Raw genomic sequence first — 23,250 nt, 5'->3', positions numbered from 1 at the left:
ATCAGCGCTCCTCTCGGAATTCGACGTGCTTGCGGATGACCGGGTCGTACTTCTTCAGCACGATGCGGTCGGGGTTGTTGCGGCGGTTCTTGCGCGTCACGTAGGTGTAACCCGTGCCGGCGGTCGAACGCAGCTTGATGATCGGACGGACGTCCTGAGCCTTCTTCGCCATCAGAGCTTCACACCCTTCGCGATGAGGTCCTTGACGACGGACTCGATGCCGCGCGCGTCAATGACCTTGATGCCCTTGGCCGACACGTTGAGCTTGATGTTGCGCCCAAGCGACGGCACGTAGTACGTCTTCTTCTGCACGTTCGGGTCGAAGCGGCGCTTCGTCCGTCGGTGCGAGTGCGAGATGTTGTGACCGAAGCCGGGAACCGCTCCAGTCACCTGGCACACAGCAGCCATGGTGATTTCTCCTTCAATACCGTGGAACCGGACGGCTCCACCCAAGATCCCTTGTCTGCATTCCGCACGCACGCACTGGCCACGCCCGGAAACACCGGTCGTTGAAAGTTGAGCGAGACGAAACGCGAACTGCGTGCTGGAGTGCGCGCAGACAAAGAGTCAGTCTAGCATGCGGGTCCACCCCTGCCGAATCCTGGGTCGGTTCCGCGAGTGCACCCGGTATATGCGAACAGCGGAATGGCTCCGTGGCCGTCCGCTCCTCCACACGGCGGCAGGGTTCTGCTCTTTGTCCACAGCTGACAAAGAATCTTCCGAACCTGCTGACCTCCCTGACATTCTGGTGCCCTCCACGGGGCTGAAGACCAGGAATTGTGAGGAACCCATGGACGTGTCGAAGACGATCGCTCCACGGTGGCCGGGCACTCCCGAGATGCTCGCGGACCCGCACCTCTGCCCCGTGTGCTTCGAAGATGTACGGCCGCCGGCATGTCCCGTGTGCGGCTTCTCATTCACCGACCCGCGTGCGGCTGACGTGCTCTCCTTCGGCAGGCGGATGCTCGAGCTCGAGACGGAACGGCGGCAGACGATCGACGCCGTCCAGCTCACGGCGGTGATAGCCGCGAGGCGCGCCGCTGCTTCCGCGAGGGCGGCGGCCGAGCAGGCGGCTGCGCGGGCGGTTCAGGATGCCGCGGCCCTCGCCGCGCAGCCGGCAAAGGCTCCGGTCTCCGCCGAGCCCGCACCGGTGCCGCCCCCGGGCGCGCCGGCTCCCGTCGTACCGGCCGCTGCCCCAGATATGGGGGACTGGCCGCCACCGGCGGTTCCGCCTGCAGACGTCGTCCGCGAACCGCGGCGCCGGCTCAGCGTCCCCGTGCTGCTGCTCATCGTGGGGGTTTCGCTCGTCGGCATCGCGGCCGTGTTCTTCCTGCTCCTTGCGTGGTTCGTCGCGGGCATCTCGGTGCGAGCCCTCATCATCGGCGGCATCACGCTCGGGGCGATGGCTGCGGCATCCTGGCTCCGCCGCCGATCGCTCACGGCGACCGCAGAGGGCATCGCGGTTCTCGGAGTCATCCTGCTCGCGCTCGACGCCTGGGCGATGCGGGCCAACGATCTGTTCGGCGCGGGTGCGGTGGACGCCGCGATCTACGCGGGGTCTTCGCTGCTCGCGGTCGCCGTGCTGTGCCGGGCGTGGGCCGTGGTCTCGAGGCTTCGCTCGCCCGACCTCGCCGCCGCCCTCGCGCTTCCGGCGGGGCTCGGGCTGCTCGTGAGCGGGCTGGTCTCGGCTGATCCGGCCGAATCGCTCGTCGCCGGCCTGCTCGGCGCCTCCGTGGGCGGGCTCGCCCACGCATTGCCTGCGCCGTGGTCGTCCGCACGGCGAGGGCCCGATGCGCTTCCCGAGCGCGTCGCCCTGGCGTTCCTCGGCGTCGTATCGCTCGCGGCTGCGGCCATCACCCCGGCCGTCGCGGAGGTCGGCACGGCGACACTGGTGTGGTCGACCGTCGTGGTGGTGGTGCTCGGCCTCGCACATGCCTGGGCTCTTCGCGCCCGCGCGGGCCTCGAGCCGCTGCCCGGCGCGCAGGTGCTGATCGCGATCTCGTCGAGCCTCGCCGTCGCGGCTGCCGGCACGATGGCGTGGCAGCTCGCGTGGCGCACCGGCGAGCCGGTCTACTCCGTTCTCATCGCGCCGGTCGCGGCGGTCACGGTCGCGGTGGCCATGGACCGGCTGCGGTCGCGTCGCGGCGGTCTCGCCGCTCCCGCGATCACCGCGACGGTGGTCGCGGGACTCTCGGTGGTGGCGATGCTGATCCGTTTCGGCCTCGAGGCCCAGGGGGTCATCTCGGCATCGTGGAGCCTCTGGCGGACCGATGCCTTCGCTTTCCCGGCTGATCCGCCCGAGCTGACATACCCCGGCCTGCTCGCGGCCGTCGTCATCGCCGCGGGGCTCTTCCTGGCACCGACGCTCGGCGGCCCGGTGCTGCGCGACATCCGGCCTGTCGTCGCTGTGCTGCTGGTGGTGACGGGCACCGCCCGCACCGGCGTGCCGGGCATCGCGGTGGGGACGGCGATCGCAGCCGTCGCCTTCTCGATCGTCGTGCTGCGGCGCAGCGGCGCGGCGGCGGGGTGGACCGCCGCGGCCGCCGTGGCGGCGGTTCTCGGCTTTGCGCTTTCGACGGCGACGCCGTGGCTGTGGTTCGTCATGGCGGCCGTGGCGATCGGGGCGCCGATCGCCCGACGGTTCGCGCGCACGACCTCGCCCGACTGGGCCGCCGCCCTCGCCGTCATGTCGCCTGTCGTCGCCACCGTCTCGGCGGTGATCGCACCGGCGCCTCTCGGTGTCGTGCTCGGCACCCACACCGTCGCCGGGGGAGTGGCGCCGGGTACCACGGTGGTCCTCGTGCAGTGGGTCGCCGTGGCCACCCTCGTTGCGGCGCTCGCTCTGAGGCTCGATCGCCTGAGCCGTTCCGCTCTCGTGATCTGCGCCGAGGCGCTCCTCGCGATCACCCTCGTCGGCACGGTCGCCCTCGCCTCCGCGGCCTCCTATCCGGGGGACGCCGCCGACGTCGCACTGCAGGCATCCCTGGGTGAACCCGCCTTCGCGATCGCCCGCGGCGCGCTCCTGGCCGCCGGATCCATCGCGGTCGTGATGCTCCGCGACCGGGTGGCGCCTGTGGCCGCGCTCGGCGCCTCCGTCCTGGTGGCGCCCACGCTGGCCGCCGCCGCGCACGCCGCGCTGCGCGCGTGGGCACCGGTCGATGCACCGTGGACTCCGCTCGTCCTGCTGTCGACGACGATCCTCGTCGTGGTCGTCTCCGCATGGCTGGGTCTGACCCGACGCCTGGGCGAGGCATCCGGTCGTCTGCGCCTGAGTGCCGAGATCGGCGCGATCGCGACGGCATTCGTCGTCGCGTCGCCGGTGGGTGCCCAGCAAGCGTGGGCTGCGTGGGTGCTGGTGGCCGTCGGCTTCGGTGCGACCGCCGTCACGCACGGCTTGGCCGACGTGGAGACGAGCCCGGAGGACGACGTGTTCGCCGCCCGGATGCCCGGTGCCCGGACGTCCGAGGCGCCACGCCGGCTGCTCGTCTGGCCGGCGGCCGCGGCCGCGATCGTCGCCTGGTGGTCGTGGCTCGGTGCGGGCACGCCCGACCTGGTTCCGACCGTCGAGACCGCAGCGGTGCCCGTCGGCGTTGCGCTCGTCGGGCTGGCAGCCGCCCTCGTGTGGCTTCGGCGGCGGGTCGAGGCATCCGTCGCCCTCGGTGTCGGGCTCGCGATCGGGCTCGGGGCGCCCGCCCTGGAGAGCTCGCAGGGGCCGGAGCTGCGGGGCATGCTCGTCGCCGTCGTCGCGGCCGTCATCTGCCTCGCGCTCTCGTTCCGTCCGCTGGGCCGCGTGCGTCCGGCGTCGCCGCTGGGCGCGGCCGTCGGGATCGTCGTCGTCGGGCTGGTGACGGTGCAGCGCACGCTGACCGGAGGGGCGACGGATGCCGCGTGGCTCTTGCTGCTCCTGGCGACGGCCCTCGCAGCCGCCTTCGCTCAGGCTCGCGTCGCGCCGGAACGGCTCTCGTCCCGCCTGTTCGCCGAAGGATCACCTGCAGCGGCGGTGATCGCGGCGGCCGTGACGATCGGCTTCACGACGGATCGGGCCGGCATCGTCGCTCTTGCGCTTGGCGTCCTCGCCGCCGTGCACGTGGCCTCCGCTGCGGTCGGACGTCTTCCGTTCGGCACGCTGACACGATGGTCGGCCCTGGCCGGTGCCCTCTTCGTCGCGACGACGGCGCTCACCTTCTCCGTCGTGACCGAGGTCGAGGCAGCGACCCTTCCGGTGGCCGGAACGGTGCTTGCCGGCGCTGCCGCCGCGGCGGTGCGTTCCCGCCGCCGAGCGGAGGCGTGGCCCATCGTCGAGAGCGTCGTGTGGACCGCCGGACTCGTTCTCGCCACCGCGCCGAGCGTGTTGGCACCCGTCGAGCCCGCACGCGCGTGGCTCTTCCTTGCGGCGGCGCTCGCGGCGGCGGCCGCCGCATCCGCGCTTCCCATCCCGGCCGAGTGGCGCATCCGAGTTCCGAGCGCGCTCGTCCTCGCCGGCGCGGCGCTGGCCATGGGCGCTCGCGCGCTGACCGATCCGCTCCTCGCGAGCGCCGATGCGGCGGCTGCGACGGCCGGCGCCGGTGCCGTCGCGATCGCGATCGTGCTGGCCTCGACGGCCGCCGCCGAACGCACCGCGTGGCACCCCATCGTGCTGGCCGGCGCCGGAGCGGCTCTGCTCGACGTCGTCGTGCTGCTGCGCTTCGACGGCGCCCTCGCGCCGGCCGCGGTCGCCGCGGTCGTCGGCGGGGCGGTCGCGATCGTCGGCGCCTCGACGCTCGGCATCGTCCGCTGGCGGGGAATCGGGGCTGTCCTCGCTCTCGGCGGCCTCGTGCTCTCCCTCGCGGTGTGCGCCATCCGATTCGGCGTCGTCGCGGCCCAGCCGGGGCTCGAAGCGGATGTGTGGGCACTCGTCGGGGCGGCCATCACGACGGCGACCGTCATCGCCGCCGTCCGTGCCGTGCCCCGGCGCGCGATGGCGCTCACCGGTGCCGCGGTCCTCGCCGGTGCGACGGTGCTGTTCACCGGCGGCGAGGCGGTGCTTCTCGCGCTGCAGGACGGGTTCGACGACGTCCGCGCACTTCTCGTGATGTCGATCCTGACAGCCGCCGCCGTGGCCGGCATGTTCCTCCGGCAGCGCTTCGGCCGGGCGATGGCCACATCGGCCATATTCTCCGCCGGCGCCTTCGGACTTCTCGCGATCTTCGGCTTCGGCATCACGCCGGTCGAGCTCGTCACGGTGCCACCGGCGCTCGGCGGCCTGGGCTACGGCGCGTGGGCGCTTCGGCGCCGCGCCGACGCCCGCTCGTGGCCGCTCCTGGGGCCGTGGATCGTGCTCCTCACCGTCCCGTCGCTGCTGCACGACCTGGGTGAATCGGAGCTGTGGCGCGTGGTCGCACTCGGGATCGTCGCCCTGGCGCTCGTGGTGGCCGGCGCCGCATGGCGACGGCAGGCTCCGCTCGTGCTCGGGTCGGCCGTGCTGCTCGTCCACGCGGTCGCCCAGCTCTGGCCGTGGATCTCCGCCGTGTACGTCGCGGTGCCGTGGTGGCTGTGGCTCGGAATCGGCGGTGCGCTGCTGATCTTCCTTGCTGCGACGTACGAGCGTCGGGTGCGGCAGATGCGGGCCGCCTTCGTGTCGGTCGGGCACCTGCGGTGACGGCGGCCGGTCAGACGTCGGCCGCGCCGCGCCCCCTTAGCGCGACGAGTCAGAGGTCGGCGGCGCCGCGCCCCCAGCGGAACGCCGAAACAGTGGCTTCGCCCGGGATCCAGAACCGCCACGGGAACGCCGCCGTCCCCGCGTGTCCGGCCACCCCGACGCGGGGGCCCGTCGAGATCTCGGCCAGCGGCTCGACGAGCAGCTCGAGGTGCGCAACAGCGCCCGCCCGCGGCTCGCCGGTGATCACGTCGATGCCGTCGTGGATCGGATGCCGGAGTCCCACCGCATCACCGAGGCGCCCGGGACCCCGCGCGAGGTCGCGCGCGGTCCGAGCCGCCGGACGGCGGCGGTGCGCGGCATCCGTCCCCTCCACGACCTCGCCTCCGCGGAGCAGGATTCCGCCGGCGACGCCCTCCGGGCCGCACACCACGTTCACGCACGAGTGGATGCCGTGGCTGAGGTAGACGTAGAGGTGACCCGGCTCACCCCACATCGTCGCATTGCGCGGTGTCGGACCCATGCGAGCGTGCGAGCCAGGGTCTGCCACCTCTCCCGTGCCGAGGCCGTGATATGCCTCGACCTCGGTCAGGCGCACGGCGACCTCCTCGCCCTCCACCTCCGTGCGGAGGATCCCCCCGAGCAGCAGGGGGGCCACCTCGAGGGGGAGGCCGAGCAGCTCTTCCCGGCGAGCGGGCCGCACCTCCGGCGCAACGGCCGTCATTGCGGCGGCACCCGGCACCACGACGAGTCGAAGGCCGAGAGGGCGACGACCTCGTCCCCGGTCGCGATCTCGGCGATGTGCGTCTCGACGCGCTCGGGCATCGGCAGGAGGTACTGGTCGTACGGGTTGTCGATGATGTCTGGTGCGACGGTCGTCGCGGCATAGCGGCCGTTCGGCGAGACGCACGTGCGGATGACGGCGTCCGAGACCGGAACGCGTGTGACGACGCTGCTCGTCCCGTCGTCGGCGACGAAGACGACGATCGAGGCGCCGGGGATGCCGTTCTCGTCGAGCTCGGCGTACAGGCGCACCGTCCCGCCGCCCGGCACCGGCACGACCGTCCGCAGCTGGCCGTACTCCGTGTCGGGCGTCGCGAGCGGCCGCTCGCTGCCATCGGTGAGATCGACCGCGAGCAGGCCGTCGGCTCGGTCGACGATGGCCGTCGAGCCCGAGACGCCGTCGAGCGTCAGCGCGGAGCCGAGAGTCGCGGCATCCGTCCCCGTCGCATCGGCCAGCCACAGGGCGCCGTCGAAGCCGACGAAGAGCAGCCGGTCGGTCTCGGGCACGAAGCGCCACTGCACGACGCGGTTGTCGGCACCGGTGACCTCGACCGGCTGCGGCTCGGCGTCCGGGTCCTTGAGCGACGTCGTGAAGAGCATGCTCTCGCGACCGCCGTCGGCGCCGATGTCCGCGTCGGTGAACGTGTAGCCGACGAGGTCGCCGCGGTCGGCGCTCTGCAGATTCGTCACTGCGCCGTCGCCGGGGAGGGGGAGAGTGCGCTGATGCTCGCCGTCGAGGTCGGTGACGATGAGCTTCGTCGTGCCGTCCATCTCGCCCATGGTCTCGGCAGACCCCTCGTCCTCACGCACCGACACGACGAGGTGCGACGACGTGGCCCGGTAGTCCTCGATGTGCGCGTGCCGGAACACGGGGACGGCCTTCTCGCCCGAGAGATCTGAGCGGAAGATCGTGTCCTCGTCGTCCCCCCGCTGCAGGAGGAAGAACGACTCCTCGCCCGTGCGGAAGGTCTGCGTGATCGTCGTGTCCGGCCCGCCGCCGAGCCCGCGCACGCCCTCGATCTTCACCATGTACTTCGTGTCGTCCCACAGCGGCAGCGCGAAGCGGATCCCGACGCTGCGTCCGGCGGTGTCGACGGCGAACGGCGTGGCAGGCGTGACCGTGACCTGCCCGGGGTCGACCTCGGCGAGCGCCTGCGTCGTCGTGATGATGAGCCGGGCTCCGGATGCCGCGACCGCCGCGGCGGGATCGACGTGGCGGTCGGTGACCCGCGGCCCCTGGGCCGTGCTGGCGGCCGCGCCGGCGAGCCCCGCGACGAGCAGCACGCCGACGACCCCGGCGAAGGCGAGGGCGAATTCGCGCCCTCGGCGCTTGCGCGCCCGCGCCCGCCGGGTGGGTGGTGCACCCCGAGGCGCTGCGCCCCGTGCCTCAGTACTCATACGGATCCCCCGGCTCGTCGACGAGTTCGACGGAGTCGGCGACGATCGCCAGGCGCCCGTCGCTGCTCGAACGGACGGTTCCCGTGATCGTGACCCACTGCCCGGTCGCGGGCGATTCCTGCTGCGTGGCGGCCGCGTCGACCGGGATGCTGGCGGGCTGCGCATCGATGACGCAGTGCGTGATGACGAGGCGCGTCAGGTCGAAGCCGTCGTCGCCCGGAGTCACGAAGCCCGTCAGCGTCACCGGGTCGCCGTCGTACGCGTCGGGATTGGTCGCCGTGGCGAAGACCGTCGACCACTCCCCGACCCCGAACTCGGCCGTGTCTCCCGTGGTGGCGAGCGCCACGGCATCCGCCCCCGCGAAGAGCGGCGGCGCGTCGATGTCGCGCGACATCGCGAGCTCGGCCGAGAGCGAGGCGGGCGGGGCCACGAGGGCCGTGAGGACGAGAACGGATGCCGCGACCCCGCCCACCCCGGTGGCCACGACCGCGATCGGGTTGCGGCGGTGCGGCTCGTGTCCTCCGTGCGCGTGGTCGTCGTCCTCTGCGCCCAGGGGGAGGGCGAACGTGAGCACGGCGCCGATCAGCACGACCACTGCCATCCCGACGGCGAACCAGGTCGAGTCCGGGTTGAGGTACAGACCGAGGCGGCCGGTCGCCGCGAGCGTCAGGGTCATGACGGCGAGGACCGCGGCGAGGCCGACTCCGAGCCAGCGGTTGATCAGCGAACGGTGCCGGCGCCGGCCGCCGGTCTGGACGTGGGGGTCAGACAAGGAGATTCACCGCCGTTCCGATCGCGAAGGCGGACAGCACCACCACGATGACGAGCCCGACGAGCACGCGGGTCGTGAAGGTCGTGCGCAGCAGGGCGAGCATCTTGACGTCGACGAGCGGCCCGACGAGGAGGAACGCGACGATCGACCCGGGCGTGAAGGTCGATGCGAACGACAGCGCGAAGAACGAGTCGACGTTGGAGCAGATCGACACGACCATCGCGAGGGCGATCATGGCGACGATCGAGAGCGCCGGGTCCGAGCCGATCGCGAGGAGCGCGTCGCGCGGGATGAGCACCTGCACGGCGCCGGCGAGGGCCGACCCGATGACAAGGGCGGGCAGCACCGCGCGCAGCTCGATGACGAACTGCGCGAGGCTCCGCCGCCCCCGGCCGCCCGGTTCGTGCAGGACGACCTCGCACGTGTCGCGGAAACGCTGTGTGAGGAGGGCGTCCGGATCGGGGTGGCGGCTGTAGAGCCAGCCGATGAGGTTGGCGATCGCGTACCCGCCGAGGATCCGCGCGACGAGGATGCCGTCGTCGAACCCGAAGGCCTGGTGGGTCGTGATGATGACGATGGGGTTCACGATCGGCGCCGCGATGAGGAACGTCAGCGTCTCGGGCACCGAGAATCCCCGCATGAGCAGGCCGCGGGCGAACGGCACGTTGCCGCACTCGCACACCGGCACGATCATGCCGAGGAGCGAGAGCACGGCGCGCCGCGCCCACGCCCGCCGAGGCATCCACCGCTCCAGCACGCCCGGAGGCACCCAGACCTGCACGACGATCGACAGGATGACGCCGAGGACGACGAAGGGCAGCGACTCGATGAGCACGCTGAGCGCGAGCGTCAGGCCGTCTTGGGCGCGGGTCGGGAGCGAAACAGGGTAGAGCGCGGGAGCGAGGGCGTCGATCGCGAAGAGCAGGGCGATGAAGCCCGCGCCGATGGCCAGCCAGACGATCGTGCGCCCCGCGGTGGAGGGAGCTTCGACCGCCTTCGGCTCAGTCCGCGTCACGCTCGCTCGCCCGGGCGGCGGTGCACGATGCGCAGAGCCCGAAGATGTCGACGACGTGCTCGGCCTCGGTGAAGCCGTTGGCCGCCGCCGTCGCGCGCGCCCACTGCTCGACGTCGGATGCCTCGATCTCGACGGCGATGCCGCACGAGCGGCAGATGAGGTGGTGGTGGTGACCCCGCGTCGCACACGCCCGGTAGAGGCTCTCGCCCTCGGGGCTCTGCAGCGAGTCGGCGTCGCCCTGGGCCGCGAGACCGGCGAGCGCGCGGTACACGGTGGCGAGGCCGATGCCCGTGTTCTCGTCGCGCAGGGTCGCATGCAGGCTCTGCGCGCTCACGAAGCCGCGCGCATCGGCGAGTGCTTCGCGCACCCGCTCGCGCTGCCACGTGTTGCGCTGGACCATGCCCGGATTCTACCCGCGGGCCATGGGAGCGCCCTGGGCGCCGACACCGTCGGACACGCCGGCCGAGGCATCCCGAGCCGCTCGATCGACCCGCCCGCGACGCGACCCGACGACGCGGCAGACGACGTAGATGACGAAGGAGATCGTCGTGATGTACGGACTCACAGGCAGGGTTCCCGCGACGGCGAGGAGGATGCCGCCCACCGCAGAGACGAACCCGAAGAGCGCCGAGAGAAGCGGAACGGCGAGGGGACCGGATGCCACGCGCATGGCCGCCGCCGCGGGTGTGACGAGCAGCGCCATGACGAGGAGGGCGCCGATGATGTGGACGCTGACGGCGACCATGAGCCCGAGCAGCAGCATGAACCCGAGGGACACGGCGGTCGTCGGCACTCCGCGGGCCGCCGCCGACTGCGGGTCGAGCGAGTCGAATCGCAGGGGCCGCCAGATCGCGAGGAGTCCGAGGAGCACCGCGATGCTGATGACGATGAGCCAGCCGAGCTGGCCGCTCTGGACCGAGACGATCTGGCCCGTCAGGAGACTGAAGCGGTTGGCGGAGCGACCGTTGTAGAGCGAGAGGAACAGGATGCCGAGGCCGAGCCCGAACGGCATGAGGACGCCGATGATCGAGTTGCGGTCGCGCGCCTTCGCTCCGAGCACGCCGATGATGGCGGCGGCGATGAGCGATCCCACGATCGACCCCGTCACGACGTCGACGCCGATGAGGAGGGCTGCGGCCGCGCCGGCGAAGGAGAGCTCCGCGATCCCGTGCACGGCGAAGGCCATGTCCCGCTGGATGACGAAGACGCCGACGAGCCCCCCGACGAGGCCGAGGACCGCTCCCGCGACGATCGAGTTCGCGACGAGGCCGAGGATCTCGGCGTAGTCCGCGACTCCGCCGAACATCGCCTCCCACACGTCGGACCAGTTCATGCGTGGGCCCCCGTCCCCGGGTCGTCGTGCAGGTCGTGGTGATGGTGGTGGTGCGACTCCTCGGCGTCGGGCGCCCCCACGACGACGAGACGATCGCCCGCCCGCAGGACGTAGACCGGCGCCCCGTACAGCGCCGTCAGCGTCTCGGAGTTGAGCACCTCGTCGGGCGTGCCGAGAGTGAACCGGCCCGCCGCGAGGTAGAGGATCCGGTCGACCGAGCTCAGCACCGGGTTGATGTCGTGGGTCACGAGGAGGACGCCGGCGTTCGCGGCACGGCGGTGGCGGTCGATGAGCCCGATCACCGCCTGCTGGTTGGCGAGGTCGAGGCTCGTCAGCGGCTCGTCGCACAGGAGCAGCCGAGGATCGTCGGCGAGCGCCTGCCCGACCCGCAGGCGCTGCTGCTCGCCGCCGGACAGCTCGCCGACCGGACGGTCCGCGAAGTCGCGGGCGTCGACGGCGTCGAGCAGGGCGTCGACCCGTGCGCGGTCGCCCTTGCGCGGGATGGGGAACCCGAGGCGGTGGCCGTCGACGCCGAGCGTCACGAGGTCGCGCCCGCGCAGCGGCGTCTCACGCGGGAGCGGCCGCTGCTGCGGGATGTAGCCGATGCGGCGGCTGCCACGGCCACGCACCTTCTCGCCGAGCACGGTGATCGTCCCTTCGCTGAGGTCCTCGAGCCCGAGGATCGCCCGCAGCAGCGTCGTCTTGCCCGACCCGCTGGGGCCGAGGACGGCGATCAGCTCGCCGGGGCGCACCTCGAGGTCGAGGCCCGCCCACAGTTCGCGGCCGTCGCGCCGCAGCGCCGCGCCCGAGATCGCGAGCGCGGGGGCCGAGGCATCCGTCATCTGTCCAGCGCCTTTCCGAGTGCGTCGATGTTGCGATGCATCCAGTCGACGTAGGTGAGTCCTTCGGGCAGGATCTCCGAGAACTCGAGCACCGGTATGCCGGCCTGCTCGGCGTCGGCGATGACGGCGTCGGTCTCGACCCCGCCCGTCTGCGAATTGACGATGACGACCCGCACGTCGCCCGAGCGGATCAGGTCGAGGCCAGCGAGGAGCGTCGCGGGCGGGACATCCTGCCCCTCCTCGACCGCCTCGCTGAACGCGCCGGGCGTGACGTTCTCGAGGCCCGCGGCTTCGGTGAGGTACAGCGGGACCGGCTCCGTCGCGAAGATCTGCGCGCCGCCGTGGGCGGCGTCGAGCGCCGCGAGCTCGGCCTCGAGCTCCTCGAGCGACGCGGCGAAGTCGGCGGCGTGCGCCTCGAAGACGTCCGCCTCTTCGGGACGCAGCGTCCCCAGCTGCGACGCGATGCCCTTCGCGAGGTCGCTCATGGCGTGCAGGTCGTACCAGACGTGCTCGTTGAAGCCCTCGATGTGGTCGTGGCCGTGCTCACCCTCGGCGTGATCGGCGTGGTCGTCGTGCGCCTCGCCGGACCCGCTGTCGTCGTGGGCGCCATCGTCGTCGGCGCTGTGGTCGTGGGCGCTGCCACCGGGCCAGTCGTGCGAGAACTCGACGGCCGTGAGGACCGGGGCATCCGTCTCGGTCGCATCGAGAAGCCCGTCGAGGAACGAGTCATAACCGCCGCCGTTCTCGATCACGAGGTCGGCCCGGCTCACGGTCAGCTGATCGCGCGCGCTCGCCTCGTAGGAATGCGGATCCTGCGCGGCGGAGCGGATCATCGACGTCACGTCGACCGCGTCGCCGCCGACCGCTTCCGCGATCTGCCCGTACACGTTGGTCGAGGCGACGATCTGGACGCGGCCGTCCCCCGCGGCGGAGCCGGCCGACGAGCATCCCGTGAGGACGAGGACGGATGCCGCGGCCAGCGCGGCGGCGGCGGTCACTCGGCGGGGCATGCACCCATCGTAAGGCTATTGATAATCGTTCTCAAACCGGAGCCTCGAAAAACGGCGACTGCGGGCATCCGCCGGCCGGCGTCGCCCTTGCCGGCGCCGCCGAAGGTGCGGCGGCGGTCAGTCGAGGAGGAGCGCGGGCTCCTCGAGCACGGACGCGATGTCGGCGATGAAGCGCGAGACGCCGTCGCCGTCCACGACGCGGTGGTCGAACGAGCCGGACACGGTCGTCACCCAGCGGGGGCGCACCTCGCCGTCGACGACCCACGGCTTCTGCCGGATCGCCCCGAGGGCGACGATCCCGACCTCGCCCGGGTTGATGATCGGCGTGCCCGCGTCGACGCCGAAGACGCCGATGTTCGTGATCGTGATCGTCCCGCCCTGCTGGTCGGCGGGCGTCGTCTTGCCTTCGCGAGCCGTGAGCGTGAGCTTCTCGAGGGCGCGCGCGAGCTCGCGCGTGTTGAGGTCGTGCGCGTCCTTGATGTTCGGCACGAGGAGGCCGCGGGGCGTCGCGGCGGCGATGCCGAGGTTGACGTAGTGCCGCACGCGGATCTGCGCCCCGTCGTCGGTGTCGATCCACGCGGCGTTGACCATCGGCGTGCGGCGGACGGCCCAGATGACGGCCCGCGCCATGATGAGCAGCGGCGAGACCTTGACGTCGGCGAAGTCCGGCGAGGCCTTGAGGCGCTTGACGAGCTCCATCGTGCGCGACGCGTCGACGTCGACCCACACCGACACGTGCGGAGCCGTGTAGGCGCTCGAGGTCATCGCGTTCGCCGTGGCCTTGCGGACGCCGCGGACCGGGATCGACTCCTCACGGTCGCCCGCCGGTTCGGCGGGACGCTCCGAAGTCGCGACCGGAGCCGGAGCGCTCGGAGCCCGCACGGGGATCGTCTCCTCGCGCACTTCGGGCCACGCGGGCGTCTCGATGTTGCGGAACACGCTCGCCTGCGACGCCTGCCTCACCACGTCGTCTCGTGTGACCTCGCCCGCAGCACCCGACGGCGTGACGGCGGCGAGGTCGACGCCGAGGTCGCGCGCGAGCTTGCGGATGGGCGGCTTCGCGACGACGCCGACGGATGCCTCGACCCGCTGCTGCGCCGTGACCGCGGGCTTCTTCCGCCGCGACTGGACCTGCCCGCCCGTGCCGTATCCGACGAGCACCGCGCCGCCGGCCTCTGGCTCGATCGGCGCGCCGTGCTCGCTCTGACCCACGACGCTCGGACCCGCGGGGGCCGCGGCATCCGTCCCCTGCGGAGCCCCCGCCGCGATCGTGATGATCGGCGCACCGACGGCGACCGTCTCGCCTTCGGCCGCGAGCAGATCGCCGACCGTGCCGTCGAACGGCGACGGAAGCTCGACGAGCGACTTGGCCGTCTCGATCTCGACGATGACGTCGTTGACGGCGACCGGGTCGCCCGGCGCGACGCGCCACTGCACGATCTCGGCCTCGGTGAGACCCTCGCCGACGTCGGGGAGGAGGAAGGTCTGGGTCGTCATCCGGGTCTCCTGGTCAGTAGGCGAGGGCGCGGTCGACGGCCTCGAGAATGCGGTCGGCGTCGGGGAGGTACTTGCCCTCGAGCTTCGCCGGCGGGAAGGGCGTGTCGAAGCCGGACACGCGCAGCACGGGTGCCTCGAGCGCGTAGAACGCCTTCTCCATGACGGTCGCCGAGATCTCGGAGCCGAGGCTCGTGAAGCCGGGCGCCTCCTGTGCGTAGACCATGCGTCCCGTGCGGCGGACGGAGTCGAGGATCGGGCCGTAGTCGACGGGCGAGAGCGATCGCAGGTCGATGACCTCGCAGCTCGTGCCCTCCGACTCGGCGAGCGCCGCCGCCTGCAGGAGCGTCGTGACCATCGCGCCGTGCCCGACGAGCGTCACGTCCGTGCCGCGGCGGACGACGCGCGAGGCGTGCAGCGGGAGCGCACGCGCCGTGGTGTCGACCTCGCCCTTTGGCCAGTAGCGGCTCTTCGGCTCGAGGAAGATGACCGGGTCGGGCGACGCGATCGCATCCTGGATCATCCAGTACGCGTCGTTCGGTGTCGAGGGGCTCACGACGCGAAGGCCCGGCGTGTGCGTGAAGTACGCCTCGGGGCTCTCCTGGTGGTGCTCGACGGCGCCGATGTGCCCGCCGTAGGGGATCCGGATCACGACGGGCATCTGAAGCGCGCCCTCGTGCCGGTACGTGATCTTCGCGAGCTGCGACGTGATCTGGTCGAACGCGGGGAAGACGAAGCCGTCGAACTGGATCTCGCACACGGGCCGGAAGCCGGCCATCGCGAGGCCGATAGCGGTGCCGACGATGCCGGACTCGGCGAGCGGCGTGTCGATGACGCGCTGGGGGCCGAACTCGGCCTGCAGGCCCTCGGTCACGCGGAAGACCCCGCCGAGCGGACCGATGTCCTCGCCCATGAGCAGGACGCGGTCGTTCTCGGCGAGCGCCCGCCGCAGGCCGGCGTTCAGGGCACGGCTGAAGGGGAGGGTCTCGAGGCCCGAGGGGGCGGGCGTCGTGGCCGGCTGTGTCTCAGAGATGGTCATGAGTCCTCCCCGAAGGATGCCTCGTACTCGTGGTACCACTGACGCTGCTGCTCGACGAGGGGATGCGCCTCGGAGTACACGTTGTCGAAGATCGTGTCGGCCGGGATCGTCCCGAGCTGCGTCGTGCGGACGCGGGCGTCGTCGGCGACCGCTTCACCCTCGGCCTCGACGTCGGCGAAGAAGGCGTCCGAGGCGCCGCGACCGCGGAGGAAGGCGCGCATCCGGTCGATGGGGTCGCGGCGAGCCCACGACTGCTCCTCGTCCGACGTGCGGTACTTCGTCGGGTCGTCGCTCGTCGTATGGGCGCCCATCCGGTAGGTCAGAGCCTCGATCGCGCGGGGGCCGTCGCCGGCGCGCGCCTCGTCGAGGGCGACCTTCGTGACGGCGTAGCTCGCGAGGACGTCGTTGCCGTCGATCGGGATGCTCGGCATCCCGTATCCCTCGCCGCGCTTGTGGAGCGGCGAGCGCGACTGCGTCGACACGGGCACCGAGATGGCCCACTGGTTGTTCTGCAGGAAGAACACCTCGGGCGTGCGGAAGCTCGCGGCGAAGACCATCGCCTCGTGCACGTCTCCCTGGCTCGATGCGCCGTCGCCGTAGTAGACGACGACCGCCTCGTCGCGCTCGGGGTCGCCCGTGCCGCAGCGCCCGTCGAAGACGAGGCCCATGCCGAAGCCGGTCGCGTGGAGCGTCTGCGAGCCGAGCACGAGCGTGTAGATGTGCATGTTGCCGTTGCGGGGATCCGTCGGATCCCAGCCGCCGTGCGTCAGCCCGCGCATCACCCGGATGATGTCGATCGGATCGACCCCGCGGATGCGGGCGACGACGTGCTCGCGGTACGACGGGAAGAAGTGGTCCTGGGGGCGCGCCGCGCGAGCGGAGCCGACCTGGGCGGCCTCCTGACCGAGGCTCGGCGGCCAGAGGGCCAGTTGCCCCTGCCGCTGCAGGTTGGTCGCCTGCCGGTCGAATGCCCGGATGAGCACCATGTCGCGGTAGAGGCCCTCGAGCTCCGGATCGCTCAGCGACCGGACGAGCTCGACGTAGGGTTCGGCGGCCGCAGAGGGCGCGAACGTCCCGTCGGCCGCGAGGATCCGGACGACCGCGGAGTCCGCGATCGCAGAGGGGTGGAGTGGAACCGAGTCTTCGGTCGTGGTCACCTCTCTACGCTAACCCTCGCCCTGGATGGCCTTCTGGGAGGGTCTGGACAATGGATGCCGCGATCCCTAGGACCTTGTCCACAGACTCATGCTCGCCGACGGATATACGGATGCCGTCGCCCGCGAACGGCCGGACCACCAGGCCGCCCTCGATGAAGCGCTGGGCGATGTCGAGCGTCTCGGCGCCCGTCGAGAGCCAGACGAAGTTGCCCTGCGCCTCGGGCACTGTCCACCCGGCGCCGCGAAGGCCCGCGACGAGAGCATCTCGGCGTTCGGCGATGACCCTGACGCGCTCGAGCAGCTCGGGCTCGGCGTCCAGGCTCGCGAGGGCCGCCGACTCGGCGTGTGCCGTGACGGACAGCGGGATCGCGGTCGTGCGCGCCGCATCGAGGATGCGGGGGTGTCCGATCGCGTAGCCGACGCGCAGACCCGCGAGCCCGTACGCCTTCGAGAACGTGCGGAGGACGACGACGTTGGCGTGGCCCTCACCGCCGAGCACGCGGAGGCCGTCGACGGCGCCTGGATCGGTGACGAACTCGGCATAGGCCTCGTCGAGGATCACGAGCACATCGCTCGGGACCTTCGCCAGGAACGCCTCGAACTCGTCGTGCCCGACGATCGGGCCGGTCGGGTTGTTCGGGCTGCACACGATGACGACCCGCGTGCGCTCGGTCACGGCAGCGGCCATGGCGTCGAGGTCGTGCCGCGCGCCCGCGGCGAGCGGCACCTGCACGGGGGTCGCCCCCGCGATGAGCACGAGTCCGGGGTAGGCCTCGAACGACCGCCAGGCGTACAGCACCTCGTCGCCGGGACCGGCCGCGGCGAGGATGAGCTGCGCGAGGATCGACACGCTGCCCGCGCCGACGTGCACCTCGTCGAGGCTCACGCCGAAGCGGTCGGCGAGTCGCTCGCGGAGGCGGGTGGCCGTGGCATCCGGATACCGATTGAGAGCCGTCGCGCCCTGCACGGCCTCGAGCACCCCGGGCAGCGGATCGAACGGGTTCTCGTTGCTCGAGAGCTTGTACGCGCCCGGGCCGGCCTGCGTGCCCTGCTTGTAGGGCGGCAGCGCGGCGATCTCGGGTCGGATGCGGACGGGGGCGTCGGTCACCCTCCCGAGTCTAAGAGGGCGACGGATGCCGCGACACGGCCGCCCTCGCCCGGCGAGCTCTCTCACCCGTGCGGCGGAGCGTGGGAGACTGGCCGCACTATGGGCTTCCTCATCCGCGTCGTCGTCAACGCCTTCGCCATCTGGGTCGTGACGCTCATGCCTGCTCTGCAGGTGAGCGTGATCGCCTTCCCTCCGGGTGACACGCTGCAGTTCGTGCTGACCCTGCTCATCGTCGCGGCCATCTTCGCGCTCGTGAACACCATCATCGGCACCGTCATCAAGGTGCTGGCGTTCCCGCTGTACATCCTCACGCTCGGCCTCATCGGCCTGCTGATCAACGCGTTCCTCCTGTGGCTCACCGCCTGGCTCACGAGCTTCTGGAACTGGGGCCTGCGGGTCGAGGACTTCTGGTGGGGCGTCGTCGCAGCGCTCATCATCACGATCATCAACTGGATCGCGGGCATCATCCTGCGCCCCAAGCGGCGCGACTGACCCTCGTCGCCGCCGGCCGGCTCATCCGCAGGTCTCGAACTCGGACGGCGCCGCCGGCAGGCGCTCGACCGCGTACTCGCTCACGCTGACCGACGTCGCATCCGCGAGCTCGGCCAGCCGGTCGCGGACCGCCCCCATGCGGGGATCGGTGGACGAGTCGAGCATGGCCGCCGTCTCCTCATAGGCCGTCATGCCGTGAGGACGGATGGGGTCGGCGTCGTTCGGGCTCACCGCCGGATCGACCGTCCGCTCGGCGACGAAGCTCCCCGCGGCTCCCACCCCGGCATCGAAGCCGCCGCCCGCGAGGGCGACGATCGGATCGTCGCGATGGCGGAGGGCCACGCTGAGCGTTCCCTCACCGACCTGCGCATCGACGGGAGATCCGAAGGTCACGAGGGTCTGCGTGTCGAACCCGCCTTCGAGGGCGAGGTGCGCGGCCACCATGGCGCCCTGCGAGTGCCCGAAGGCATGGACGACGTCACCCGGCTGCGCACCCGCCTCTCGCAGGGCGGCGACCGCCGCCTGGTACGACGCCGCCTGCTCGCCGGCGTAGAGCTGCAGGTTCGACGTCATGTCGAAGGCCTCGCCCTCGTCACCGTCGCCCGTGGTGCCGCGGATGTACACGGCGTACTGGCGCGTGCCGTCCGGCATCGTGTAGCGCTCGACCCGGATGCGGCTCCCCTCCGCGCTCGGGATGCGCCCGGCCGCGGCGGCGAGGGTGGCGGGCGCATTCCGGTCGCTCACCCCCGCAATCTCGCGCAGCGCTACGGGGGGGCACAGCGCCGGCGAGCGCCGACCCCCGTTCGACCGTGCCACCCCCCGCGGAGCGGACGGAGCCCGTGAGGCCGGACAGCAGCACGCCCGCCGCGAGCCCGCCTCCCGGCAGCAGCCACGAGCCCACCACCGCGCCCTGCCCGATGAGGGAACCAGCCCACAGCGCGTCGCGCCCGAGCCCCGCCCACGACGCCCGCATCGCCGCGAGCGGATGCTCGCGCTCGAGCTGCGCCAGCCGTCCGTCGATCCGCTCCACGGCGGCCCAGTCGCCCGCGGCCTCGGCTGCGGACCGTTCGGCGCGCAGCTCGACGGTCTCGAACATGGCCGCGAGCTCGGTGAGCATCGACGCGATCCGCCTCGCATCATCGGCGAGTCGCGCCGACCGCTCCCGCGCGTAGTGCGTGCGCGCGAGCGCCGCGCTCGTCTCCGCCCGAGGCAGCACCTCGATCGCTCCCGCAGCCCGGCCGAACGTCCCGCCCACGTCGTCGAGATCGTCCCCCAGCCCTGCGAGCCGCTCGGCGGCCGCCCGAAGCGCACTCGTGTCGACCGCGACGACTCCGCCGCTGCGGATATCGAGATCGCCCACCGTCACCACGCCCCCGCTGACGCGGCCCGGTGCCATGCGGACCGCAGGTCGCACTCGACGTCGCGACTGACCTCGCAGAGCTCGCGCACGTGGCCGATCAGCCGCTCGAGCGCGGCGCGGTACTCCTCCGCTGCCCGGCATTCCCAAGCCGTCTCGGCCTGCAGCCCGCCGAGCGCCCCCATCACGGCGGAGAGCCGGTGTCGGGCCTCGGGGAGGAGCCCCGAGCCGGTCGCTGTCGTCGTCCAGATCGCATTCACCCACCGAGCATCGCCGTCGGGCACAGCAGCGCGGCGCGCCCTCCCGCACCATCGGGAGAACGCGCCGCGCGTGTCGAGCTGTGGAGGACGGGGCACACCCGTCCTCCACCGATCAGGGCTGTGTCACCGGGCCCACGACCACGGTGGCGGTCGCCGTCGTGGTGTTGCCCGCGGCATCCGTCGCCTTGTAGGTGAAGGTGTAGACGGCCTTGTTCGCCGCCACGACGCGGAACGTCGTGTCGTCGAGCGTGGTGACGGCCGCCTTCTTGGATCCGGATGCCTCGGCCGACACGAGCTCGACGGTGACGTCGCTCTCGTCCTCGACGGCGACCTGGATCGTGACCTCGCGCTGCTTGTTGTCGGGCGGCATGATCCGCTCGACCGACGGGGTGACCGTGAGGGTCGGCGGCGTCGTGTCCACGTCGATGCCCACGAGCACCGGATCGTGGTCGCTCGAGCGGTACGGATCGGGTGCGAACAGCCCCGTCACCTGGCTCGCCGGCTTGAACTCGGTGTTGTAGTCGAGAACCTGGGGCTCATCCGCGTTGATCGACCAGGTCGACGCCCCGGTGACATCGCCTACCAGCCCGGGGCCGGCGAGCGCGTGGTCGAGGTAGCCGAGCTGGCCGTCGAAGACGTACGAGTACGCGTACTCCCCTTGGAAGCGGAAGAGCAGATCGGTGTACCCGGCGGCACGGATCGCGTCGATCGAGTTCTCCTTGTCATAGGAGTTGAGGTCGCCGATGATGAGCGTCCGATCGCCGGTGCCCTGACCGGTCGGGTCGCTCGCGAGCCAGTCCACGAGTGCCTTCGCCGCGTTCTCGCGGGTCAGCGCGCAGTTGCCCTGGCCGTCGCCCGTGTCGGGATCGGCCGCGCCGCAGCCGGAGCCCTTGGACTTCAGGTGGTTGACGCTGATCGTGATCGGCTGACCCCCGGCCACCGGCTGGAAGGTCTGCGTCAGCGGCGGGCGGTTGCGGTTCGCGGCCCAGCGCGGGTCCTTGATCTCCCACGCCGGGTCGCCCACCGGCTCGACGGTCGCCTTCTTGTACATGAACGCGGTCGCGATCACGTCGGTGCCGATCGGCTCGCCGGTGTCGACGTACGAGTAGACATCGGCACCGAGGTAGGCGTTGAGCGCTCGCGTGAGAGCCGGCAGGGCCGCGGTCTGCGAGCCGGCGTTGTTCTCGATCTCCATGAGACCGAAGACGTCCGCGTCGATCGCCGCGAGGGCCGCGACGATCTTCGCCTGCTGCCGCTCGAACTCGAGGGGGCTGTTGGCGCCCCGGGCGATGTCGTCGTCCTCGTCGGTCGTCGGGTCGTCGAGCGTCGTGAAGTAGTTCAGGACGTTGAAGCTCGAGACCTTGAGGTCGCCGCCGACCTCCGGCACGGCGGGCCGGGGGTTCTCGACGCGATAGCCGGCGGGCTGCGTCGGCTGGATCCCGTAGGACGAGACCTGAGGGCTGTCTCCCGTGCGCACGCGCTGATCGAGGACACCCGTCACGCCGGTCAGGACGTCGCCGCCGCGGAAGAGGTGGTTCAGCGTGAACGGCTGCCCGTCCGGGTGCAGCAGCGGATCGGGATTCTGACGCGCGCGCGCATCGTCGATGATGATCTGCTCCGCGATGTTCTCGGCGAGGGCCGCCTGCGCGTCGGGGCCGGGCTCCACGGTGGCGGTCGGCTGGAACTGACGTCCGAGTGAGACCGTGACGGTGTTGAAGCGCCCGAACTCGAAGTACTCGGCGATCGTCAGCGGCTGAGCGAACGTCACGTACATGCCTTCGACGGCTTCGCGCGCCGGGTCGCTCAGCGGGAGGGCGAGGGTCGTCGGCTGCGGGAGTGCCGCGCCGGTCGCGCAGACCTCCGTGTCGGCCGCCGAGACCTCGGTGAGGCTCTGGAACTCCGAGACGGAGCCCGCCACGTTGACGACGTCGCCGACGTGAACGTCGATGATCCCGTCGCCGTTGCCCGGGTTGTTGTCGGCGTCCTGCTGGAAGACGAAGATGCCGTCGGAGGTGGCCGGATCGCCGTCGCCCGCGTCCTGCAGGTAGAACCCGTCGAGGTCGGTCGTCTGGAAGTCGGCGATCACCGTTCCCTGGATGCGCACGACCGATCCGCTCACGGGCGACGCGGTGCCCGAGCCCTGGACGGAGCCGATGGTGGCACTCGTCGCCGTGCAGTCGGCCTGCCCCACCGGGGTCTCCGGCTTGGGAACGGTCGCGTTCAGGGCACCGGGGGTGTTGACGGCCTCGCCGAAGACGGGGGTCCCGGAGAAGCCCGGGATGCCTGCCAGGTCGAAGTCGTTGCGCACCCAGTCGGCCGGCGCGTCGGTGTCGGTGCCGTCCGGGATCCGAGAAGCGCCGCCGGGCGCGAACGCCTGTCCGTCGTACGCCACGCCGAGGGTCACGCCGCCGTAGGTGCGATCACTGGCGCCGCCGTCGTTCACGGCGACCGCGTCGACCACCGTGAGGCCGGCCGCGTCGATCACCCCGTCGTCGTTCGCGTCGATGTCGGCGTTCGCCGCGGGAATCGTGCCGGTGACGAGCAGCAGGCTCAGCGTGCCGTTCTCCAGCTCGTTGGCCGGCAGGCTCAGAAGGACCCGCCCGGACGCGTCCGGCGCTCCGGGCGCGAACACCCCGTCGACGACCCCGAAGGTGGGGGCGTCGCCCTCGATCTCGAGGACGCGATAGCCGGAGAGATCCGTCCCCGGTGCCGTGAGGAGCTCGACGTACTCGACGTCGGTGCCGGCCGTGCTGGCTGAGAACTCGTTGATGACGACCGGAGCGGCGGCCGATGCGGGTGGCGCTGCCGCCAGCGCGCCGAAGGCGAGAGCCCCGGCGACGACGAAGGTGAGCGGACGGACGGAGCGATGCACAGGGCCTCCTCATCGAGCACATGGAAAGGAGGCTTCGTGAGCCTCCCGGCACAAACCTAGGCAACCCCCGCCCACAAAGGAAGATGCCGCAGTGGCGTGGCCGTGAACGAAAGGCGAAGGACAACCGGCAGTTGCCCCGCGCGCCGGAAGGAAGAGAATGGAGGCCATGACCGCGAGCGCCGTGGAGCCCTTCCGCGTCGTCTTCGTATGCACGGGGAACATCTGCCGGTCCGTCATGGCCGACGTCGTCTTCCGCGGATTCGCGGATGCCGCGGGCCTGCGAGACCGGGTGGGGTCGACCAGCGCCGGCACGGGCGACTGGCATGTCGGCGAGCGCGCCGACCAGCGCACGATCGAGGCGCTCGAGCGCCGGGGGTACGACGGGGCGCACCACCGCGCCCGCCAGTTCACTCTGTCCGACTTCCAGCACAACGACCTCGTGGTCGCTCTCGACCGCAGCCACGAGCGGATCCTGCGCGGCTGGGCGCGCACCGAGGCCGACACGGACAAGATCGCTCTGCTCATGTCATTCGACGCGTCGGCTCCGACGCTCGACGTTCCCGACCCCTACTACGCGGGCCCCGGAATGTTCGACGAGGTGCTCGGTATGATCGAGAACGCGAGCCGGGCGCTCTTCCGGCAGCTCGAACCCGCGATCCGGCCCGCCGTGTGACACGGCGCGG

General features: G+C 71.7%; 21 protein-coding genes. 3 read left to right on the top strand and 18 right to left on the bottom strand.

Translation table 11 applies throughout. From position 1 onward, the window contains the following. Window position 1: 1 nt before the first annotated feature. Window positions 2-172 (bottom strand): 50S ribosomal protein L33, encoded by a 171-nt coding sequence (gene rpmG / locus G5T42_RS05620; RefSeq protein ID WP_005051772.1) that lies wholly within the window; start codon window positions 170-172, stop codon window positions 2-4. Further along, the gene (rpmB, locus tag G5T42_RS05615; RefSeq protein WP_165126608.1) at window positions 172-408 is read right to left on the bottom strand and encodes a 50S ribosomal protein L28; all 237 of its coding nucleotides are present in this window, start codon (window positions 406-408) and stop codon (window positions 172-174) included. Before rpmB ends, rpmG begins: the two co-directional genes overlap by 1 nt. A gap of 388 nt (window positions 409-796) precedes the next feature. Here rpmB and G5T42_RS05610 point away from each other — a divergent pair, with 388 nt between their 5' ends. Beyond that, window positions 797-5,638 (top strand): DUF2157 domain-containing protein, encoded by a 4,842-nt coding sequence (locus tag G5T42_RS05610; RefSeq protein ID WP_165126605.1) that lies wholly within the window; start codon window positions 797-799, stop codon window positions 5,636-5,638. A 49-nt stretch (window positions 5,639-5,687) separates the two neighbouring features. On the opposite strand, the gene G5T42_RS05605 is transcribed toward G5T42_RS05610, so the two are convergent. From G5T42_RS05605 to G5T42_RS05550, 12 genes are all read right to left on the bottom strand, one after another. Further along, window positions 5,688-6,359, bottom strand: coding sequence for a DNA-3-methyladenine glycosylase (locus tag G5T42_RS05605; protein WP_165130094.1), 672 nt, complete (start codon window positions 6,357-6,359; stop codon window positions 5,688-5,690). After that, window positions 6,356-7,816 carry a hypothetical protein gene (locus G5T42_RS05600; RefSeq protein WP_165126602.1) on the bottom strand — a complete coding sequence of 487 codons (1,461 nt, stop codon included), beginning with the start codon at window positions 7,814-7,816 and terminating at the stop codon, window positions 6,356-6,358. Before G5T42_RS05600 ends, G5T42_RS05605 begins: the two co-directional genes overlap by 4 nt. Next, complete coding sequence (locus G5T42_RS05595; RefSeq protein ID WP_347104304.1) at window positions 7,806-8,588, bottom strand: TIGR03943 family protein; 783 nt, start codon at window positions 8,586-8,588, stop codon at window positions 7,806-7,808. The genes G5T42_RS05600 and G5T42_RS05595 overlap by 11 nt, the downstream gene beginning before the upstream one ends. Further along, the gene (locus tag G5T42_RS05590) at window positions 8,581-9,549 is read right to left on the bottom strand and encodes a permease (protein WP_241246049.1); all 969 of its coding nucleotides are present in this window, start codon (window positions 9,547-9,549) and stop codon (window positions 8,581-8,583) included. Before G5T42_RS05590 ends, G5T42_RS05595 begins: the two co-directional genes overlap by 8 nt. Before the next feature lie 40 nt (window positions 9,550-9,589). Then, window positions 9,590-10,003, bottom strand: coding sequence for a transcriptional repressor (locus tag G5T42_RS05585; protein ID WP_165126596.1), 414 nt, complete (start codon window positions 10,001-10,003; stop codon window positions 9,590-9,592). A 9-nt stretch (window positions 10,004-10,012) separates the two neighbouring features. Then, window positions 10,013-10,936, bottom strand: a complete 924-nt coding sequence (locus tag G5T42_RS05580) for a metal ABC transporter permease (protein WP_165126593.1) — start codon at window positions 10,934-10,936, stop codon at window positions 10,013-10,015. Further along, window positions 10,933-11,778 carry a metal ABC transporter ATP-binding protein gene (locus tag G5T42_RS05575; protein WP_165126590.1) on the bottom strand — a complete coding sequence of 282 codons (846 nt, stop codon included), beginning with the start codon at window positions 11,776-11,778 and terminating at the stop codon, window positions 10,933-10,935. The genes G5T42_RS05580 and G5T42_RS05575 overlap by 4 nt, the downstream gene beginning before the upstream one ends. Next, window positions 11,775-12,788 (bottom strand): zinc ABC transporter substrate-binding protein, encoded by a 1,014-nt coding sequence (locus tag G5T42_RS05570; RefSeq protein WP_206535715.1) that lies wholly within the window; start codon window positions 12,786-12,788, stop codon window positions 11,775-11,777. The genes G5T42_RS05575 and G5T42_RS05570 overlap by 4 nt, the downstream gene beginning before the upstream one ends. A gap of 117 nt (window positions 12,789-12,905) precedes the next feature. After that, window positions 12,906-14,285, bottom strand: coding sequence for a dihydrolipoamide acetyltransferase family protein (locus G5T42_RS05565; RefSeq protein WP_165126587.1), 1,380 nt, complete (start codon window positions 14,283-14,285; stop codon window positions 12,906-12,908). Between the two features lie 13 nt (window positions 14,286-14,298). Further along, window positions 14,299-15,321, bottom strand: a complete 1,023-nt coding sequence (locus tag G5T42_RS05560) for an alpha-ketoacid dehydrogenase subunit beta (protein WP_165126584.1) — start codon at window positions 15,319-15,321, stop codon at window positions 14,299-14,301. Next, window positions 15,318-16,478, bottom strand: a complete 1,161-nt coding sequence (locus tag G5T42_RS05555; RefSeq protein ID WP_241245968.1) for a thiamine pyrophosphate-dependent dehydrogenase E1 component subunit alpha — start codon at window positions 16,476-16,478, stop codon at window positions 15,318-15,320. Before G5T42_RS05555 ends, G5T42_RS05560 begins: the two co-directional genes overlap by 4 nt. A 4-nt stretch (window positions 16,479-16,482) precedes the next feature. Beyond that, window positions 16,483-17,586: a histidinol-phosphate transaminase gene (locus tag G5T42_RS05550; protein WP_165126581.1), complete on the bottom strand. Its 1,104-nt coding sequence runs from the start codon at window positions 17,584-17,586 to the stop codon at window positions 16,483-16,485. A gap of 99 nt (window positions 17,587-17,685) precedes the next feature. On the opposite strand from G5T42_RS05550, the gene G5T42_RS05545 reads away from it, so the two are divergent. Beyond that, a complete protein-coding gene (locus tag G5T42_RS05545) occupies window positions 17,686-18,078 on the top strand; it encodes a phage holin family protein (RefSeq protein WP_165126578.1) in 393 nt (130 codons plus the stop codon). Between the two features lie 21 nt (window positions 18,079-18,099). Here the strand turns inward: G5T42_RS05545 and G5T42_RS05540 are convergent, their stop codons facing one another. From G5T42_RS05540 to G5T42_RS05525, 4 genes are all read right to left on the bottom strand, one after another. Beyond that, window positions 18,100-18,729 carry a hypothetical protein gene (locus G5T42_RS05540; protein WP_165126575.1) on the bottom strand — a complete coding sequence of 210 codons (630 nt, stop codon included), beginning with the start codon at window positions 18,727-18,729 and terminating at the stop codon, window positions 18,100-18,102. Then, window positions 18,671-19,438, bottom strand: coding sequence for a hypothetical protein (locus tag G5T42_RS05535; protein ID WP_165126572.1), 768 nt, complete (start codon window positions 19,436-19,438; stop codon window positions 18,671-18,673). The genes G5T42_RS05540 and G5T42_RS05535 overlap by 59 nt, the downstream gene beginning before the upstream one ends. A 2-nt stretch (window positions 19,439-19,440) precedes the next feature. Beyond that, window positions 19,441-19,695: a hypothetical protein gene (locus G5T42_RS05530; protein WP_165126569.1), complete on the bottom strand. Its 255-nt coding sequence runs from the start codon at window positions 19,693-19,695 to the stop codon at window positions 19,441-19,443. A 112-nt stretch (window positions 19,696-19,807) separates the two neighbouring features. Further along, window positions 19,808-22,567, bottom strand: coding sequence for an ExeM/NucH family extracellular endonuclease (locus G5T42_RS05525; RefSeq protein ID WP_165126566.1), 2,760 nt, complete (start codon window positions 22,565-22,567; stop codon window positions 19,808-19,810). Between the two features lie 166 nt (window positions 22,568-22,733). On the opposite strand from G5T42_RS05525, the gene G5T42_RS05520 reads away from it, so the two are divergent. Continuing rightward, the gene (locus G5T42_RS05520; protein WP_165126563.1) at window positions 22,734-23,240 is read left to right on the top strand and encodes a low molecular weight protein-tyrosine-phosphatase; all 507 of its coding nucleotides are present in this window, start codon (window positions 22,734-22,736) and stop codon (window positions 23,238-23,240) included. Window positions 23,241-23,250: the final 10 nt, after the last annotated feature.

The sequence above is a fragment of the Microbacterium sp. 4R-513 genome (assembly GCF_011046485.1).
Lineage (GTDB): Bacteria > Actinomycetota > Actinomycetes > Actinomycetales > Microbacteriaceae > Microbacterium.
This window is presented reverse-complemented; position numbering and strand designations above follow the sequence as displayed.

Bases quoted from the DNA above. Each gene is read 5' to 3' on its own strand.
- rpmG (WP_005051772.1), bottom strand. From the start codon at position 172: ATGGCGAAGAAGGCTCAGGACGTCCGTCCGATCATCAAGCTGCGTTCG.
- rpmB (WP_165126608.1), bottom strand. From the start codon at position 408: ATGGCTGCTGTGTGCCAGGTGACTGGAGCGGTTCCCGGCTTCGGTCAC.
- G5T42_RS05605 (WP_165130094.1), bottom strand. From the start codon at position 6,359: ATGACGGCCGTTGCGCCGGAGGTGCGGCCCGCTCGCCGGGAAGAGCTG.
- G5T42_RS05600 (WP_165126602.1), bottom strand. From the start codon at position 7,816: ATGAGTACTGAGGCACGGGGCGCAGCGCCTCGGGGTGCACCACCCACC.
- G5T42_RS05585 (WP_165126596.1), bottom strand. From the start codon at position 10,003: ATGGTCCAGCGCAACACGTGGCAGCGCGAGCGGGTGCGCGAAGCACTC.
- G5T42_RS05580 (WP_165126593.1), bottom strand. From the start codon at position 10,936: ATGAACTGGTCCGACGTGTGGGAGGCGATGTTCGGCGGAGTCGCGGAC.
- G5T42_RS05575 (WP_165126590.1), bottom strand. From the start codon at position 11,778: ATGACGGATGCCTCGGCCCCCGCGCTCGCGATCTCGGGCGCGGCGCTG.
- G5T42_RS05570 (WP_206535715.1), bottom strand. From the start codon at position 12,788: ATGCCCCGCCGAGTGACCGCCGCCGCCGCGCTGGCCGCGGCATCCGTC.
- G5T42_RS05565 (WP_165126587.1), bottom strand. From the start codon at position 14,285: ATGACGACCCAGACCTTCCTCCTCCCCGACGTCGGCGAGGGTCTCACC.
- G5T42_RS05560 (WP_165126584.1), bottom strand. From the start codon at position 15,321: ATGACCATCTCTGAGACACAGCCGGCCACGACGCCCGCCCCCTCGGGC.
- G5T42_RS05545 (WP_165126578.1), top strand. From the start codon at position 17,686: ATGGGCTTCCTCATCCGCGTCGTCGTCAACGCCTTCGCCATCTGGGTC.
- G5T42_RS05540 (WP_165126575.1), bottom strand. From the start codon at position 18,729: ATGCCGGACGGCACGCGCCAGTACGCCGTGTACATCCGCGGCACCACG.
- G5T42_RS05520 (WP_165126563.1), top strand. From the start codon at position 22,734: ATGACCGCGAGCGCCGTGGAGCCCTTCCGCGTCGTCTTCGTATGCACG.